Source organism: Amycolatopsis sp. NPDC004079, assembly GCF_040610415.1.
Lineage (GTDB): Bacteria > Actinomycetota > Actinomycetes > Mycobacteriales > Pseudonocardiaceae > Amycolatopsis > Amycolatopsis halotolerans.
This window is the reverse complement of record NZ_JBEXMH010000006.1, coordinates 233,666-249,269: the sequence shown is the minus strand read 5'-3', so window position 1 is coordinate 249,269 and position 15,604 is coordinate 233,666. Positions and strand designations below refer to the sequence as shown.

General features: G+C 71.0%; 22 protein-coding genes. 14 read left to right on the top strand and 8 right to left on the bottom strand.

Translation table 11 applies throughout. The features are described from left to right. Window positions 1–20 precede the first annotated feature (20 nt). Both ABZX37_RS09415 and ABZX37_RS09410 read left to right on the top strand, forming a co-directional pair. On the top strand, window positions 21–719 hold the full coding sequence (locus ABZX37_RS09415) for a thiamine pyrophosphate-dependent enzyme (protein WP_354737652.1): 699 nt from the start codon (window positions 21–23) through the stop codon (window positions 717–719). Further along, entirely contained in the window at window positions 719–1,609 is an 891-nt protein-coding gene (locus ABZX37_RS09410; RefSeq protein WP_354737650.1) for a transketolase, read from the top strand. Before ABZX37_RS09415 ends, ABZX37_RS09410 begins: the two co-directional genes overlap by 1 nt. A 33-nt stretch (window positions 1,610–1,642) precedes the next feature. On the opposite strand, the gene ABZX37_RS09405 is transcribed toward ABZX37_RS09410, so the two are convergent. Beyond that, window positions 1,643–1,828 carry a hypothetical protein gene (locus tag ABZX37_RS09405; RefSeq protein ID WP_354737648.1) on the bottom strand — a complete coding sequence of 62 codons (186 nt, stop codon included), beginning with the start codon at window positions 1,826–1,828 and terminating at the stop codon, window positions 1,643–1,645. 131 nt (window positions 1,829–1,959) lie between these two features. Here ABZX37_RS09405 and hisH point away from each other — a divergent pair, with 131 nt between their 5' ends. Continuing rightward, window positions 1,960–2,583, top strand: a complete 624-nt coding sequence (hisH, locus tag ABZX37_RS09400; RefSeq protein ID WP_354737765.1) for an imidazole glycerol phosphate synthase subunit HisH — start codon at window positions 1,960–1,962, stop codon at window positions 2,581–2,583. A 151-nt stretch (window positions 2,584–2,734) separates the two neighbouring features. Beyond that, on the top strand, window positions 2,735–3,466 hold the full coding sequence (priA, locus tag ABZX37_RS09395) for a bifunctional 1-(5-phosphoribosyl)-5-((5-phosphoribosylamino)methylideneamino)imidazole-4-carboxamide isomerase/phosphoribosylanthranilate isomerase PriA (protein ID WP_116202272.1): 732 nt from the start codon (window positions 2,735–2,737) through the stop codon (window positions 3,464–3,466). 29 nt (window positions 3,467–3,495) lie between these two features. On the opposite strand, the gene ABZX37_RS09390 is transcribed toward priA, so the two are convergent. Together ABZX37_RS09390 and ABZX37_RS09385 are read right to left on the bottom strand one after the other, a co-directional pair. After that, complete coding sequence (locus tag ABZX37_RS09390) at window positions 3,496–3,813, bottom strand: hypothetical protein (RefSeq protein ID WP_354737646.1); 318 nt, start codon at window positions 3,811–3,813, stop codon at window positions 3,496–3,498. Further along, entirely contained in the window at window positions 3,807–4,235 is a 429-nt protein-coding gene (locus ABZX37_RS09385) for a VOC family protein (RefSeq protein ID WP_354737644.1), read from the bottom strand. Before ABZX37_RS09385 ends, ABZX37_RS09390 begins: the two co-directional genes overlap by 7 nt. A gap of 88 nt (window positions 4,236–4,323) precedes the next feature. On the opposite strand from ABZX37_RS09385, the gene ABZX37_RS09380 reads away from it, so the two are divergent. After that, window positions 4,324–5,250, top strand: coding sequence for a WYL domain-containing protein (locus ABZX37_RS09380; protein WP_354737642.1), 927 nt, complete (start codon window positions 4,324–4,326; stop codon window positions 5,248–5,250). Window positions 5,251–5,336: 86 nt separating this feature from the next. Continuing rightward, window positions 5,337–5,681, top strand: a complete 345-nt coding sequence (locus tag ABZX37_RS09375) for a DUF1330 domain-containing protein (protein ID WP_354737640.1) — start codon at window positions 5,337–5,339, stop codon at window positions 5,679–5,681. A 1-nt stretch (window position 5,682) separates the two neighbouring features. On the opposite strand, the gene ABZX37_RS09370 is transcribed toward ABZX37_RS09375, so the two are convergent. Genes ABZX37_RS09370 through ABZX37_RS09355 form a run of 4 tightly spaced genes read right to left on the bottom strand, consistent with a single transcriptional unit; the run spans window position 5,683 to window position 8,026 of the window. Further along, window positions 5,683–6,066: a PPOX class F420-dependent oxidoreductase gene (locus ABZX37_RS09370; protein ID WP_354737638.1), complete on the bottom strand. Its 384-nt coding sequence runs from the start codon at window positions 6,064–6,066 to the stop codon at window positions 5,683–5,685. Between the two features lie 19 nt (window positions 6,067–6,085). Further along, window positions 6,086–6,523 carry a hypothetical protein gene (locus ABZX37_RS09365; protein WP_354737636.1) on the bottom strand — a complete coding sequence of 146 codons (438 nt, stop codon included), beginning with the start codon at window positions 6,521–6,523 and terminating at the stop codon, window positions 6,086–6,088. Between the two features lie 16 nt (window positions 6,524–6,539). Continuing rightward, window positions 6,540–7,514, bottom strand: coding sequence for a hypothetical protein (locus ABZX37_RS09360; RefSeq protein WP_354737634.1), 975 nt, complete (start codon window positions 7,512–7,514; stop codon window positions 6,540–6,542). Next, a complete protein-coding gene (locus ABZX37_RS09355) occupies window positions 7,511–8,026 on the bottom strand; it encodes a SigE family RNA polymerase sigma factor (RefSeq protein WP_354737632.1) in 516 nt (171 codons plus the stop codon). The genes ABZX37_RS09360 and ABZX37_RS09355 overlap by 4 nt, the downstream gene beginning before the upstream one ends. Before the next feature lie 98 nt (window positions 8,027–8,124). On the opposite strand from ABZX37_RS09355, the gene hisF reads away from it, so the two are divergent. From hisF to ABZX37_RS09340, 3 genes are read left to right on the top strand one after another with little or no spacing between them, the layout of a single operon-like run. Next, window positions 8,125–8,898, top strand: a complete 774-nt coding sequence (gene hisF, locus ABZX37_RS09350; RefSeq protein ID WP_354737630.1) for an imidazole glycerol phosphate synthase subunit HisF — start codon at window positions 8,125–8,127, stop codon at window positions 8,896–8,898. Then, on the top strand, window positions 8,895–9,254 hold the full coding sequence (gene hisI, locus ABZX37_RS09345; RefSeq protein ID WP_354737628.1) for a phosphoribosyl-AMP cyclohydrolase: 360 nt from the start codon (window positions 8,895–8,897) through the stop codon (window positions 9,252–9,254). The genes hisF and hisI overlap by 4 nt, the downstream gene beginning before the upstream one ends. Next, window positions 9,251–9,613, top strand: a complete 363-nt coding sequence (locus ABZX37_RS09340) for a DUF1304 domain-containing protein (protein WP_354737626.1) — start codon at window positions 9,251–9,253, stop codon at window positions 9,611–9,613. The genes hisI and ABZX37_RS09340 overlap by 4 nt, the downstream gene beginning before the upstream one ends. Here the strand turns inward: ABZX37_RS09340 and ABZX37_RS09335 are convergent. Further along, a complete protein-coding gene (locus tag ABZX37_RS09335) occupies window positions 9,610–10,215 on the bottom strand; it encodes a TetR family transcriptional regulator (RefSeq protein ID WP_354737624.1) in 606 nt (201 codons plus the stop codon). The two genes, ABZX37_RS09340 and ABZX37_RS09335, sit on opposite strands and share 4 nt — an antisense overlap. 96 nt (window positions 10,216–10,311) lie before the next feature. Here ABZX37_RS09335 and ABZX37_RS09330 point away from each other — a divergent pair, with 96 nt between their 5' ends. The 5 genes from ABZX37_RS09330 to trpA all read left to right on the top strand — a co-directional run bounded on the left by ABZX37_RS09330 (window position 10,312) and on the right by trpA (window position 15,515). After that, a complete protein-coding gene (locus ABZX37_RS09330) occupies window positions 10,312–11,874 on the top strand; it encodes an anthranilate synthase component I (RefSeq protein ID WP_354737622.1) in 1,563 nt (520 codons plus the stop codon). A 190-nt stretch (window positions 11,875–12,064) separates the two neighbouring features. After that, window positions 12,065–12,583 carry a Trp biosynthesis-associated membrane protein gene (locus ABZX37_RS09325; protein ID WP_350564762.1) on the top strand — a complete coding sequence of 173 codons (519 nt, stop codon included), beginning with the start codon at window positions 12,065–12,067 and terminating at the stop codon, window positions 12,581–12,583. A 120-nt stretch (window positions 12,584–12,703) separates the two neighbouring features. Beyond that, a complete protein-coding gene (trpC, locus tag ABZX37_RS09320; protein WP_037369991.1) occupies window positions 12,704–13,513 on the top strand; it encodes an indole-3-glycerol phosphate synthase TrpC in 810 nt (269 codons plus the stop codon). Next, window positions 13,492–14,727: a tryptophan synthase subunit beta gene (trpB, locus tag ABZX37_RS09315; RefSeq protein WP_354737763.1), complete on the top strand. Its 1,236-nt coding sequence runs from the start codon at window positions 13,492–13,494 to the stop codon at window positions 14,725–14,727. Before trpC ends, trpB begins: the two co-directional genes overlap by 22 nt. Next, entirely contained in the window at window positions 14,724–15,515 is a 792-nt protein-coding gene (gene trpA, locus ABZX37_RS09310) for a tryptophan synthase subunit alpha (protein WP_354737620.1), read from the top strand. Before trpB ends, trpA begins: the two co-directional genes overlap by 4 nt. Window positions 15,516–15,604: the final 89 nt, after the last annotated feature.

Sequence of the window (15,604 nt, the reverse complement as noted above, 5' to 3'; positions counted from 1 at the left end):
GAGGTTGCATTGTCGAGACCATGACCACGACGACGCACGAGCCGGGCTACGCGGACCTGCCCCGGCTGATCTCGCTGATGACCGGCGACGACAAACACCACGCGGCCGCGGAGTCCACAGTGGACGTCCTGTGGGTGCTGTTCGACCGCGTCCTGCGCCTCGGCCCGGAGACCGCCCGCCGGCCCGGGCGCGACCGGTTCCTGCTGTCCAAGGGGCACGGGCCGATGGCGTACTACGCGGTGCTCGTCGCGAAGGGCTGGCTGGGCGAGGACGAACTCGCCGACTGGAGTTCGGCGCGCTCGCGGCTCGGCCACCATCCCGACCGCGTCCGCGTGCCCGGCGTCGAAATCTCCAGCGGCTCGCTCGGGCACGGCCTGCCGATCGCCATCGGCGCCGCGCTCGGCCTGCGCGCCCGCCGGTTCAGCTCGCGCATCGTCACGCTGATCGGCGACGCCGAACTCGACGAGGGCTCCAACCACGAGGCGATCGTCGTCGCCGCGCGGCTCGGGCTCGACAAGCTGACCACCGTGGTCGTGGACAACCAGTCCTCGAGCCACGGCTGGCCGGGCGGCATCGCGCGCCGCTTCGAAACGGAAGGCTGGGCCGTGCGAACGGTGTCCGGCCGCGACCACGAAGCGCTGTACGACGCGTTCACCACCCGCCATCCCGGACGGCCGCTCGCGGTCGTCGCCGTCGTGGAACCGAAAGGCGCGCACTGATGCCGAACATGCGGGACACCTTCCTGTCCACCGCGGAAGAAATCGTCAACACCGACCCGGACGTGGCTGTCGTCCTCGCCGACATCTCGGCCGCGGCGCTCGCCGAGGCCGCGCGACGGCATCCGGACCGGGTGATCAACGTCGGGATCCGCGAGCAGCTGCTCGTGAGCACCGGCGCGGGCCTCGCGCTCGCCGGGCTGCGGCCGATCGTCCACACCTTCAACGCGTTCCTCGTGGAGCGCGCGTTCGAACAGATCAAACTGGACCTCAGCCACCAGGAACTCGGCGCGGTGCTGGTGTCCTACGGCGCTTCCTACGACATGCCGATGGAGGGTCGCACGCATCAGGCTCCCGGCGACGTCGCGCTGATCGATTCCCTGCCCGGCTGGTACGTCCACGTTCCCGGCCATCCCGAGGAAGCGCGGCGGCTGCTGCTCGATTCGGTGCCAGGGGACAGCCGGACGTACCTGCGGCTGTCCGCGCAGGAGAATTCCGCGCCGCACCTCGGGGTCGGCCTGCAGACGATCCGCGAGGGCACGCGCGGCGTGGTGATCGCAGTCGGCCCGATGCTGGACCGGGTGCTGGAAGCGACCGAAGGCATGGACGTGACGGTGCTCTACACCTCGACGGTGCGTCCGTTCGACGCCGAGGGACTTCGTGCCGCGGCGACCGACGTCGCCGATGTGGCGTTGGTGGAGCCGTATCTCAAGGGAACGTCCGCGCATTGCGTCGCCGACGCGCTGGCCGACCGGCCGCACCGGCTGCTGAACCTCGGCACCCGCCGGGACACCGAGATCCGGATCTACGGCACGCTCGCCGACCACGATCTCGTGCACGGGCTCGACGCAGGTTCGATCGCGTTGTCCCTCAAGGAATTTTTCACCGGATAAGGCGGGATTCCGGCAGCTGGCAACCGCTCGCGGTCACCAGCCGCTGTCGGCGCGCCGCACGGGGTTCGCCGTGCGCGCGGCCGGCCGGCGCGCCAGGTCGATCTCGGCACGGGTCTTCTGCGGCGGGATGGTCAGCTCCCTGAGCTGCGGGAACGGCACACTGTCGATGTCTTCCCGCCACGCTTGGAACATCCGGCACAGCAGATCGGACTCGGACATCTCGTCCTCTTTCCGGGTCCGGGGGCACCGGCGGCGCCCACGCATAGCGTGATGAGTACCCGATCGGGGCGAGAACGAAACGGCCTCGGAACGAAATTCTCCAGGGGACTAGGCTCGGACGCGTGTCTCGTGTGGTGATCCTCGATTACGGTTCCGGAAACCTCCGCTCCGCCGAGCGCGCCGTCGCGCGCGCGGGCGCCGAGGTGGAGGTCACCGCCGACCCGCACGCCGCCGTCGAAGCCGACGGCCTCGTGGTGCCCGGCGTCGGCGCGTTCTCCGCATGCATGAGCGGGCTGCTGGGCGTGCACGGGCACCGGATCATCGGCAAACGGCTGGCTGGCGGACGTCCGGTGCTGGGCATCTGCGTCGGCATGCAGATCCTGTTCTCGCGCGGCGTCGAGCACGGCGAGGAGACCGAGGGCACCGGCGAGTGGCCGGGCACGGTCGAGCGCCTGCAGGCCGACGTGCTCCCGCACATGGGCTGGAACACAGTCCGCGCGCCCGCCGATTCGCAGCTGTTCGCCGGGATCGACCCGGAGGAGCGGTTCTATTTCGTGCACTCCTACGCCGCGCGGAAATGGGAGCTGGACTCCGGCCTCGCCGGCCAGCAGCCCAAGGTGACCTGGGCCAACCACGGCGAGGATTTCGTCGCCGCGGTGGAGAACGGTCCGCTGTGGGCGACCCAGTTCCACCCGGAGAAGTCCGGCGACGCGGGGGCGCGGCTGCTGCGCAACTGGCTCGGCACGCTGGCGTAAGGGTCGGGAACTCCGCTGCGGCAGAAAGGATGTGCCGCTGCTCACGTTGTCGGCACAGGCCGCCCGTCGTACCGCCCAGATGGCCGGCGCCGTCGGGGCGAGCGCATATCCCCCGGACGGTGCGCCCGACCCCGCCGCATAGTCTGTGCGCGTGACTTTCACGCTCCTTCCCGCAGTTGATGTTGCCGACGGCCAGGCGGTCCGACTCGTCCAGGGCGAGGCGGGCACCGAAACCTCCTACGGCAGCCCGCTCGAAGCGGCCCTGCAGTGGCAGCGCGACGGCGCCGAGTGGATCCATCTGGTGGACCTCGACGCGGCGTTCGGCAAGGGCAGCAACCGCGAGCTGCTCGCCGACGTCGTCAAGCGGCTCGACGTGCAGGTGGAGCTCTCCGGCGGCATCCGCGACGACGCGTCGCTCGAGGCGGCGCTCGCCACCGGCGCGCGCCGGGTCAACCTCGGCACCGCGGCGCTCGAGGACCCGGACTGGACGGCGAAGGTCGTCTCCGAATACGGCGACCGCGTCGCGATCGGGCTCGACGTGCGGATCACCGAGGCCGGGCACCGGCTGTCCGCGCGCGGCTGGACCTCCGACGGCGGCGACCTGTGGGAGGTCCTGGAGCGGCTCGACCGCGACGGGGCCAGCCGGTACGTCGTCACCGACGTGAGCAAGGACGGCACGCTGCGCGGCCCGAACCTGGAGCTGCTGCGCGAGGTCACCGCCCGCACCGACGCCCCGGTGATCGCCTCCGGCGGAGTGTCCAGTGTGGACGATCTGCGCGCGCTGGCCGGGCTGGCGTCGGACGGCGTCGAAGGCTCCATCGTCGGGAAGGCGCTGTACGCGGGCGCTTTCACCCTGCCGGAGGCTCTCGCCGCGGTTCGCTGACGGCGGGAATTGGTGCTGGGCAAAGGAAATCACGCGGCCCGCTCGAGCGCGAGCTGTCCGGCGGGCCGCATCCGGCCTTCCCTCCGGAGCAGTTCGGCGCGGGCGAGATTTCGTGCTGACCAAGGGCTTTTCGGCCGTCGCGGCGTGTACCGCTGGGTGTAGGCGGAGCCGTCGCGGCGGCGGGTCAGGCCGTCGATCCAGCCGTGGCAGAGCGCTTCTTGAAGCGCCTGCTCGTAGGTGAGGCCGGGCGCGCCTTTCTTCGCCAGCACCACCCATGCTTCGGCGGCCGAATCGTGGTGCTCGGCCAGCCAGTCCCGCCACGACGCGGCGTCGCTGAAGATCAGCATGCCCGCACCAGCGTTTCCCGGACCGAGACGTAGTGCGGGTTGTACATCAGCCCGAGGACGTTGCCCCACGGGTCGATCACCGACGCGGTGATGAACCCGGTGCCGCGGTCGCGCGGGGCGTCGTGGACCTTCGCGCCCATCGCGACGACTCGCTCCAGCGTCGCCGCGACGTCCTCGACGTGCCAGAAAACGACCGCGCCCGCGGGCTGGCCGACGGTCGCGAGGTCAGCGGTCCGGGAGAGTTCGCTGGTGGCGTACGAGCTGTGCACGATGCCGAATTCGTGCTGGTAATCGCCGATGCGCCACTCCAGGTACGCCGGGGTGTCCATGTAAGGCGCGACGCCAAGAAGGTTGGTGTACCAGCGCTTCGCCGCCTCGAAATCGGGGGAGTAGAAGGTGACGGTGCTGAGTCCTCGAAGCATGTCGGGTTCCTTGTCTGCTCGGTTGCGGGACTAGCTTCTCCTCCAAAGTGCTCATCTTCTGAGCACTTTCAGGGAGAGAATCAGAAACATGCGAGCTGACCGTCTTGTCGCTGCCGTCCTGCTGCTGCAGGCCCGCGGCCGGGTGACCGCTGCCGAGCTGGCCGACGACCTGGAGATCTCCGTGGCGACCGCCCGCCGCGACCTGGAAGCGTTGTCGGCGGCCGGGATCCCGGTCTACCCGCAGCCCGGACGCGGCGGCGGATGGTCGCTCGTCGGCGGGGCGCGCACCGATCTCAGCGGGCTGACCGCGGCCGAGTCCCAGGCGTTGTTCCTGATGCTGGGCCCGGCGGCGTCCGGCGGCCCGGAGTTGTCGTCCGCGTTGCGCAAGCTCGTCCGTGCGCTGCCCGCCACGTTCCGAGCTGATGCCGAAGCCGCCGCGCGGGCCGTCGTGTCCGATCCGGCGGGGTGGGGCGAGCGGGATCGCGAGCCGCCCGCGCTCGTCCAGTCGCTGCAGCAGGCGGTGGTGCGACGGCGCAAGGTGCGGTTCGACTACAGCGGCAAAGGGCGGTTAACCGATCCGTACGGCCTCGCCGACAAGGACGGAGTTTGGTATCTCATCGCCGGAACCGTTGCGGGACAACGGACTTTCCGCGTCGACCGGATCTCGGCGGCGGAAACCACGGACCTGCCTTCGCCGCTGCCGGACGACTTCGATCTCCGGGAACAGTGGGCGCGGGTCGTGGCGGAGATGGAGCAGCGGCGTTCGCTCGTGTCCGCGACGGTGCTGATCGACGCGCGGTACTTGTCCGTGCTGCGGACGCATTTCGGGCGGCACTGCGAGGTTGTCGGGGAGCAGGACGGGCGGGTTCGGGTGAAGGTGGCGGCGCACTGGGCGCGCTCTGTCGCGGAGCAGCTGGCGGGGTGGGGCGACCTGGCCGAGGTGGTGGGACCGGAGTCGGTCCGCGCCGAACTCGCCCGCATCGGACGGGAGCTGACGGCCCGCTACGGGAGCTGATCGATTACCCGCGAGGTAATCGACTCCGTGCACCGGAGCGGACAGGATTGGCTGGCAGACAACGAAATCGACCCGAGGAGCCGGACATGAACGCCTACGCCATCGCCCACCTGCGCCAGCCCGGAACCGTGGACCCCGAGGTCTACGAGTACATGGAGCTGATTCAGGCGACGCTCGACCCGTTCGAGGGCCGTTTCCTGATCCACGGCGGACGCACCCGCGTGCTGGAAGGCAGCTGGCCGGGCGGGACCGTCATGATCGAATTCCCGGACTTCGCCGCCGCTGAGGCGTGGTACGCGTCGGCGGACTACCGCAAGATCCTCCGCCTGCGCACCGACCACCTGGTGGGCGACGTGATCCTGGTCGAAGGCTGCGGGCCGGACCACGATTCGGCCGCGATGGGCGCCCGGCTCCGCGCGGCGGCCCGGTGACTCACTCGGCGAGTTTGATCCCGATCCCGATGGTCCGCTCGGGTCCGCCGCGGAGGCGGCTGAAGAACATCGTGACCCGCCCGACGAGGCCGTAGTCCCGGGCGATCACGCCGCGGATGCGGTCGCTGTCGGCGGCGTCGAGCAACCGGGCCGTCCCGCTTACTTCGGCGCCGTGCACCCGGCGGCCGCGGACGTCGCACGCCTGCAGCCGGACCTCGCCGTTGTTGCGGATCCGTTTGACCTTGCCCGCGGTGCGTTCGGAGAACAGCACCAGCTCGTCGCCGTCGCGGGAGACCCACACCGGGGTCGGGACCGCGCGGCCGTCGCGGCGGAAAGTGGTCAGCACGACGTACTTCTCGGCGCCGAGACGCTCCAGTTCGGACATAGCTCCACGGTAGACGGCGTCAGAGTCCTTGGCAGCGGTCGACAGGCTGCGGCCCGCCGGGCGGCGTCGTCGGCACGGAGACCGACGTGCCGTGATCGGCCACCTTGTGCATCACCACATGGGTCGCCGCGACATAGCCCCAGGTGAACAGAATGACCAGAGCCGCGCAAATGCCGAGCGCCGCCTTTCGCACTCCGATTCGCCCGAGGAGCGCCGAAATCCCGGCTCCGGCGAGCAGGAACAGCACCAGGGAACTCACCTGCCACAGCGTCACGCCCAAGCCCGACCACGGCACGAGATTCCGCAACCGGCAGGTCAGCTGCTCGCCCGCGGTCAGCTGGGCCAGATAGTTGGCACCGACGCACCAGGCCACCAGAACGGCGATGATCGCCGCGCCGATCCCGACCGCGGTCGCTATCCGCGCGAACGTGCTCCGAGACTCCCCCAAGTCGGACATGCGTTCACGGTAGCGGTCAGCGGGTGCCGAGCCAGGCGTAATCCGGCGCCGAATCGAGCACGATCCCGTCCGCCACCGCGACGAGCTGTTCGCGCGGCAACCGGCCGGAGGCGGTCAGCCAGCGTCCGGATGACAACCGCACGGTGACCTGCGCGTCGGCCGGTCCGGAGGCGGGCACGTAAGCCCCGGGCAAGCCGCGCACCCGCACCGGCCTGGACCCGCCGAGAGCCGGGGACCCGCTGCCGACCGTCACGCGCACTTTGCCCGCCGGGCCGCCGGCGTCGAGCACGGTCGTCGCGTTGCCCGAGTCGCTGCCGCGCACCGTCGTGGCTTCTTCGCGCATTCCCGCGGGCAGCGGTCCGAACCGTGCCTCACCGCGGACCAGCACGGGTTCCTGGGTGACCGAATCGGCTACCTGCTCAGCCACCGTGCGCGCGTCCGGGACGCCTTCCACCTTCGCGGTCAGCACGTGGCGGTCGTCCGGCATCCAGGTCAGCGTCGCGATCGTGTCGCTCGGCCCGGTCACCATGGCGACCCGTCCGTGCACCACGACCTGGTCCTTCAACGCCGAGATGCGCAGCGCGGTCTGCGCCCATTCCGGATCGGCCGTGGAGTGCGCCGCGATTTCCACCCGGCTCGCCCCGGCCTGCCATTGCCGCACCTGCGCGGTGTTTCCGGGCCCGCCTGAGCGGTACTGCTCGGTGAAGCCGTCCGGCAGCCAGCCCGGCGTGTACGCGAGCACCGGCCGTCCGGCGGCGGGCGTGAGCTGCGCGGGCACATCGGTGACGGCGTTGACCACCAGCGGCACCCCGGCGGCGACCGCGATCGCCGCCGCGGCCGCGGCGGCGAGCGCGAGGCGAGGACGGCGCCGGTGCTGGCGTTGCCGGGCCCGCGCGAGCGCGTTGAGGACCTCATTGCCGTCCGGCGCCTGCTCCGCGAGCCGTTCGAGGCTGTCGCGCACCAGCGTCTCGGTCTCGTTCGACGGGGTCATTCTCCTGCTCCGGTGGTGAGGACGGACGGCAACGAGGGCATGCCGGCGCGCAGTGTCGCCAGCGCGCGCGAGATTTGGCTGCGCACGGTCGAGACGCCGCAGCGGAGGAAATCGGCGATTTCGGCGTCGGTGTAGTTCTCGTAGTAGCGGAGCACGACCGCGGCGCGCTGTTTCCGCGGCAGCGTGGCCAGCAAGGCGAGCATTTCGTCGCGTTCGTCGTAGGCGGTGCTGGGATCGGCGGTCGGCGGCCCCAGCGAATCGAGCACCGAATGGTTCGACGGGACCACGCGGCGGGCGGCGCGGCGGCGCCACGAGAGGTACTCGTTGGTGATCATCCGGCGGACGTAGGTGGGCGGCGAATCGATCTTCGACCAGCGCTGCTGGGCGCGCAGGAGCACGTCTTGGACGATGTCCTGCGCCAGATGCGGGTCGTCGGCGAGGACGGTCGCGTAGCGCAGCAGCCCGTCGAGGCGTTCCGCCACGAAATCGTCGAAACCGATGGTCACGATCATGAGACGCGCGAGGGTGCGGTTTTGATGCATCGGATCCGAAAATTAGTGACGAAGCCGTCGCGGCGGGCTTGGGTGAGCGGCCGACTAGGCTGGAGCGCATGGCTGTGGCGGTTCGGGTGATTCCCTGTCTCGACGTCGACGCGGGCCGGGTCGTGAAGGGCGTCAACTTCGCCGACCTGCGCGACGCGGGCGACCCGGTGGAGCTCGCGCGCCGGTACGACGCCGAGGGCGCGGACGAGCTGACCTTCCTCGACGTCACCGCGTCCTCAGGCGACCGCGAAACCACCTTCGACGTGGTCCGCCGCACCGCCGAGCAGGTCTTCATCCCGCTCACCGTCGGCGGCGGCGTGCGCTCGACCGACGACGTCAACCGGCTCCTGCGCACCGGTGCGGACAAGGTCAGCATCAACACGGCCGCCATCGCGCGCCCGGAGCTGCTGCACGAGGCGTCGCGCCGGTTCGGGGCACAATGCGTCGTGCTGTCCGTCGACGCGCGGCGCGTGCCCGAAGGCAGCGAACCGACGGCGTCCGGCTTCGAGGTCACCACGCACGGCGGCCGGCGCGGCACCGGAATCGACGCGGTGGAATGGGCCGCGCGCGGCGAGGAGCTCGGCGTGGGCGAGATCCTGCTCAACTCGATGGACGCGGACGGCACCAAAACCGGCTTCGACCTCGAACTGATCGACCTGGTCCGCAAAGCGGTGCGAGTCCCGGTGATCGCCAGCGGCGGCGCGGGCGCGACCGAACACTTCCTGCCCGCCGTGGAAGCCGGCGCCGACGCGGTGCTGGCGGCGAGCGTATTCCACTTCGGACAGTTGACGATCGGCGACGTGAAGGGCGCGCTGCGCACCGGCGGGGTGGTCGTGCGATGAGCCTCTCGCCGGAACTTTCCGCCCGGTTGAAGTGGAACGCCGACGGACTGATCGCCGCGGTCGTGGTGGACCACGCGACGTCGGACGTGCTGATGATGGCGTGGATGAACGACGACGCGCTGGACTCCACGCTCACCACGCGCCGCGGGACGTACTGGTCGCGCAGCCGGCAGGAGCTGTGGGTGAAGGGCGAGACCTCGGGCCACGTCCAGCACGTGCGAGAGGTCCGCGTCGACTGCGACGGCGACACGGTGCTGCTGCGGGTGGACCAGACCGGCCCGGCTTGCCACACCGGGACGCACACCTGCTTCGACACCGGCGAACGGCTGCTGCTCGCGGACGAGAGCGCGCGATGACCGTCGTCGCGAACGTGCTGATCGGGCTCGTCGCCCTGATCCACCTGTACATCGTCGTGCTGGAGATGGCCCTGTGGACCACGCCGCGGGCGCGCGCGGCGTTCGGCACCACCGAGGAATTCGCCCGCGAGAGCAAGACACTGGCGGCGAACCAGGGGCTGTACAACGGTTTCCTCGCCGCCGCGCTGATCTGGGGCCTGATCGCGGCCGACCCGGCGGGCTTCCAGCTGAAGCTGTACGGCCTGGCGTGCGTGATCGTGGCCGGTCTCTACGGGGCTGCCACCGCGTCGAAGCGGATTCTGTTCGTGCAGGTGCTGCCGGGTGGGCTCGCGCTGGTCTTCTTGCTGCTGTCGCGCTAGTCGATGTCCCCGGTGAGATAACGCTGCAACGTCGGCGCCACCGCGGTAATCAATGTGTCCACTTCCGCCTCCACCATCGGCGGGAACCGGGCCACGTACCGGACCAGCCCCATCCCCACCAGCTGCGACGCGCACAACGCCACCCGCAGCTCCCGCCGGTCAACGCCGGTCTCGCTCAGCAGCGTGGTGAAAAACTGCGAAAAGAACTCCCGCAGCACCGTGCTCGCCGCCTCATGGCTGGCGATGCTGCGGATCAGCGCCTGGAACGTGTCGCCGCCGACGCCGTCCCAGCGGGTCAAAAAAGTGTGCACGATCCGGGCGCCCAGCTCGTCGACCGGGCCGTCGCGCAGGACCGTGACCAGTTCCGCCGGTTCGAACGGCAGTTTCAGCACCGCTTGCGCGAACAGGCCTTCCTTGCCGCCGAACCAGTGGTTGACCATGGCCGCGTCGACGCCGGCGCGCGCGGCGATGGAGCGGACCGTCGCGCGTTCGTAGCCGTTCTCGGCGAACACCGTGCGGGCGGCTTCGAGCAGGACCGCGCGGGTGTCCTGACCAGCGGGGCGGCGGCCGCGGCGGCGCGCGGTAGTGTCTTCGGTGCTCACCAGTCCATCTTGACCGGTCGCCGCCTCAAATTCAACAGTCATTGAATTGAGAGCCCGCTGACCGGCGGACGCGGCCGTAGCGGCACAATGAGACGCATGGTCAGCTCAGCAGCCACGTCCACGGCCGGGCCCGGCCCGGTCAGCCCGTCCCGCGCCGACTTCCGCGCGCTGGCCGAAAGCCGCCGCGTGATCCCCGTGGTGCGCCGGGTGCTCGCCGACGGCGAGACCCCGCTGGGGATCTACCGCAAGCTCGCCGCCGACCGGCCCGGCACCTTCCTCTTCGAATCGGCCGAGAACGGGAAATCGTGGTCGCGCTGGTCGTTCATCGGCGTGCGCAGCCCGGCCGCGCTCACCGTCTCGGGCGGCAAAGCGGTCTGGACCGGCACCCCGCCGGACAACCTGCCCACCGAGGGCGACCCGCTGCAGGTGCTGCGCGCGACCGTCGAGGCGCTGCACACCGAACCGCTGCCCGGCCTGCCCCCGCTGACCGGCGGAATGGTCGGCTACCTCGGCTACGATTCCGTGCGCTGGCTGGAAAAGCTGCCCGAGCTGGCCGAACGGGACCTCGACATCCCCGAGCTGACCATGCTGCTCGCCACCGACCTCGCCGCGTTCGACCACCACGAGGGCACCGTCACGCTGATCGCCAACGCGGTCAACTGGGACGACTCGGCCGAGCGCGTGGACGCCGCGTACGACGACGCGCTGGCCCGGCTGTCCGCGATGACCGAGCAGCTGCGGGTGCCCGCGCCGCCGACCGTCGCGACGTTCGACCGGCCGGTGCCGGAGTTCCGCCGCCACCGCGCCAAGGAGGACTTCCACGCGGCCGTCGACAAGGCGGTCGAGGCGATCAAGGCCGGCGAAGCGTTCCAGGTCGTGCCGTCGCAACGGTTCGAGATCGAGACCGGAGCCGACGCGCTCGACGTGTACCGCGTGCTCCGCACCTCCAACCCGAGCCCGTACATGTACCTGCTGCGGCTGGAGGGCTTCGACATCGTCGGCTCCAGCCCGGAATCGCTGGTGACGGTCCGCGACGGCCGCGCCACCACGCATCCCATCGCGGGCACCCGCTGGCGAGGCGCGGATCCGGAGGAGGACGCGCAGCTGGCCAAGGACCTGCTCGCGGACGAGAAGGAACGCGCCGAGCACCTGATGCTCGTCGACCTCGGCCGCAACGACCTCGGCAAGGTCTGCAAGCCGGGCACCGTGCACGTGGTCGACTTCTTCCAGATCGAGCGCTACAGCCACGTCATGCACATCGTGTCCACGGTGACCGGCGAGCTGAAGGACGACGCCACAGCGTTCGACGCGGTCACCGCCTGCTTCCCGGCAGGCACGCTGTCCGGCGCGCCGAAGGTGCGCGCGATGCAGCTGATCGAGGAGCTGGAACCGGTGCGCCGAGCGCTGTACGGCGGCGTGGTCGGCTACCTGGACTTCGCGGGCGACGCGGACACCGCGATCGCCATCCGCACGGCGCTGATGCTCGACGGGACGGCTTACGTCCAGGCGGGCGGCGGCGTGGTCGCGGACTCGGTCCCGGACTACGAGGACACCGAATCGCTCAACAAGGCCCGCACCGTGCTGTCCGCGATCGCCGCGGCGGGCACGATGATCCCGGCGGGCGAGCTGGACCCGGCCGAGGACGCGGCCGGTGTCTGAGCGGTCCGGGGAGGCGGAACCACGGCGCGGCGGCGCCGAGGCGCGAGAGGACGCGGTCCGCCCGGCGGATGTCGGTGAAAAATCTTCTGGCGCGGGGAAAACCGCTGCCGAAGCGCCCTCGGACAGCGGGAAATCGCCGACGGCGCCCGAGCCTGCCGCAGCTTCCGCCCGCCGTCCACTGTGGACGATCATCCTCGCCCTCCTGCTCGGCGCACTGGCCCTCTGGGGAGCGTCCCGGATGGTGTGGTTCGCCGAATTCCGCGACGAGGGCGTGCGCGGCACCGTGCTGTACACCGAACCCGGCGAACAGCGCTCCACCGCGCTCGTGCCGCTCGCGATCCTCGCGCTCGCGGGCGTCGCCGGGGCCATCGCCACCGGCGGCTGGCTGCGCCGCGCGCTCGGGATCGTGCTGGTGCTCGCCGGTGCGGCGGGCGTCTGGAGCGGCGTCGACGGGATCGAGTTCGGCGGGTTCGCGCCCGGGCTGCCGGGCACGGAAATCGTGCTCGGCCACCTGATCGCGGTGCTGGGCGGAATTCTTGTCGCACTCGGCGGGTTGGCAGCGATCAAGTGGGCGGGAGCCGCGCGCAAGCTCGGCGCCCGTTACGCCGCACCGGGAGCCAAGGCGGCGCGGAAGGATCCGGACACCGAGCTGTGGGAGGCGCTGTCGGAGGGCGACGACCCGACCGACGGCGGGGATCCGCGGCGCTGAGCAACCCGGAACCGGCCGGTCCTCGAGCGGGGGTTAGCATCGTTTCGGCGGGAAGGGGAAGGTTTTTGTGAGCGAGCTTGCGAGTGGACCCAGGAGTGCGGCAGCGGGTAGGGGCGTCCGATGAGCGTGCTCGAAGACATCGTCGCCGGCGTGCGCGAGGATCTCGCGCAGCGGGAATCCGCCCTGCCGTTCGACGAACTGAAGGCCAGGGCGGCCAAGGCCGCCCCGCCGCGTGACGTGATGGCGGCGCTGCGCGAATCCGGCATCGGCGTCATCGCCGAGGTGAAGCGGCGCAGCCCGTCCAAGGGCGAGCTGGCCACGATTCCCGACCCGGCCGCGCTGGCGCGGGACTACGAGGACGCCGGCGCGCGCGTGATCAGCGTGCTCACCGAGCAGCGCCGTTTCGGCGGATCGCTCGCCGACCTCGACGCGGTGCGCGCCGCGGTCGACATTCCCGTGCTGCGCAAGGACTTCGTCGTCAGCCCGTACCAGGTGCACGAGGCCCGGCTGCACGGCGCGGACATGGTCCTGCTGATCGTCGCCGCGCTGGAGCAGAACGCGCTCGCCGCGCTGCTCGACCGCGTCGAATCGCTCGGCATGACCGCGCTCGTGGAGATCCACAACGCCGAGGAGGCCGACCGCGCGCTCGAAGCGGGCGCGAAGGTCATCGGCGTCAACGCGCGCAACCTGCACACCCTCGAAGTGGACCGCGACGTGTTCTCCCGCCTCGCGCCCGGCCTGCCGATGGACGTGTTCAAGGTCGCCGAGTCCGGCGTCCGCGGCCCGGGCGACCTGATGTCGTACGCCGGCCACGGAGCGGACGCGGTGCTCGTCGGCGAGGGCCTGGTGGCCTCCGGCGACCCGAAGGGCGCGGTCGTCAAGCTCGTCACCGCCGGTTCGCACCCCGCCTGCCCGAGGCCCTCGCGGTGACCGACCGCGGCAAGCACGACCCGGACGAGCGCGGCTACTACGGCCCGTACGGCGGCCGGTTCATGCCGGAAGCGCTGATCGGCGTGGTCGACGAGGTCGCGGCGGAGTACGAGAAGGCCCGCCACGACCCCGAGTTCACCACTGAGCTGAACCGGCTGCTCGCCGAGTACGCGGGCCGTCCGTCGCTGCTCACCGAGGCCAAGCGCTTCGGCGAGCACGCCGGCGGCGCGCGGGTGTTCCTCAAGCGCGAGGACCTCAACCACACCGGTTCGCACAAGATCAACAACGTGCTGGGCCAGGCGCTGCTCACCGTGCGGATGGGCAAGAAGCGCGTCATCGCGGAGACCGGCGCGGGCCAGCACGGCGTCGCCACGGCCACCGCGTGCGCGCTGCTCGGCCTCGACTGCGTCGTGTACATGGGCGAGGTCGACACCGAGCGCCAGTCGCTGAACGTCGCGCGGATGAAGCTGCTCGGCGCCGAGGTCATCCCGGTGAAAACCGGGTCGCGCACGCTGAAGGACGCGATCAACGAGGCGCTGCGCGACTGGGTCACGAACGCCGACACCACGCACTACCTCTTCGGCACCGCCGCCGGCCCGTACCCGTTCCCGATGATGGTGCGCAACTTCCACCACGTCATCGGCGAGGAGGCGCGGGCGCAGATCCTGGAGAAGGCGGGCCGGCTGCCGGACGTCGTCGCGGCGTGCGTCGGCGGCGGGTCCAACGCCATCGGCATCTTCTCCGGCTTCTACGACGACCCGTCGGTGCGGCTGGTCGGCCTGGAGCCGGGCGGCGAGGGCATCGAGGGCAACCGGCACGGCGCGACGCTCACCAAGGGCACCCCGGGCAACCTGCACGGCGCGATGTCGTACCTGCTGCAGGACGAGGACGGCCAGACGGTCGAATCGCATTCGATCTCCGCCGGGCTCGACTACCCGGGCGTCGGCCCGGAACACGCGTGGCTCAAGGACTCCGGCCGCGCCGAGTACCGCCCGGTCACCGACGCGGCCGCGATGGACGCCTTCCGGCTGCTCTCGCGCACCGAGGGCATCATCCCGGCGATCGAATCGGCGCACGCGCTGGCCGGGGCCCTGGAACTGGGCCGCGAGCTGGGCCCGGACGGGCTGATCGTGGTCAACCTTTCCGGCCGGGGCGACAAGGACATGGACACCGCGGCCCAGTGGTTCGGGCTCGTGGACGGGGAGGACAAGTGAGCGGCCTCGACGAGCTGTTCGCGGCGACGCGGGCGGAACACCGGGCCGCGCTGGTCGGCTACCTTCCCGCCGGGTTCCCGTCCGTGGACGGCTCGAAAGACCTGCTGGCCGCCACCGTCGACGGCGGCGCGGACCTGGTCGAGGTCGGCGTCCCGTACTCCGACCCGGTCATGGACGGCCCCACCATCCAGGCGGCCGCCGAGGCGGCGCTGGCCAGCGGTTTCCGGCTGAAGCAGCTGTTCGAGGTCGTGGAATCGGTGTCGGCGCGCGGCGGTCGCGCGGTGGTGATGACGTATTGGAACCCGGTGCACCGCTACGGGGTCGACGCGTTCGCGCGCGACCTGGCGTCCGCCGGTGGCCTGGGCCTGATCACGCCGGATTTGATTCCGGACGAGGCCGACGAGTGGATGGCCGCGTCCGCCGAGCACGGTTTGGACCGGATTTTCCTGGTCGCGCCGTCGTCGTCGGAGGAACGCCTCGCGAAGACCACGGCGGCCTCGTCGGGCTTCGTGTACGCGACCGCGGTGATGGGCGTGACGGGTGCCCGCGACGCGGTGGGTGTGCACGCGGAGGACCTGGTGCGCCGGACCCGGGAGCACACCGAGCTGCCGATCGGGGTGGGCCTCGGGGTCCGTTCGCGGGAGCAGGCCGCGCAGGTGGCCGGGTTCGCGGACGCGGTGATCGTCGGGTCCGCGCTGGTCACGGCTGCGGCGGACGGTCCGGACGGCGTGGCGAAGCTGGCTTCGGAGCTGGCGCGGGGCGTGCGCGAGGCGGTCGCTCCGGCCTGATCCCGGGTCGAGCGCCGGAAACTGTCGGTGGTCGTTCGTACTCTCTCGGTATGCGGAAGAACCGAGGGGGAGTGCGACGGCTATGGCAG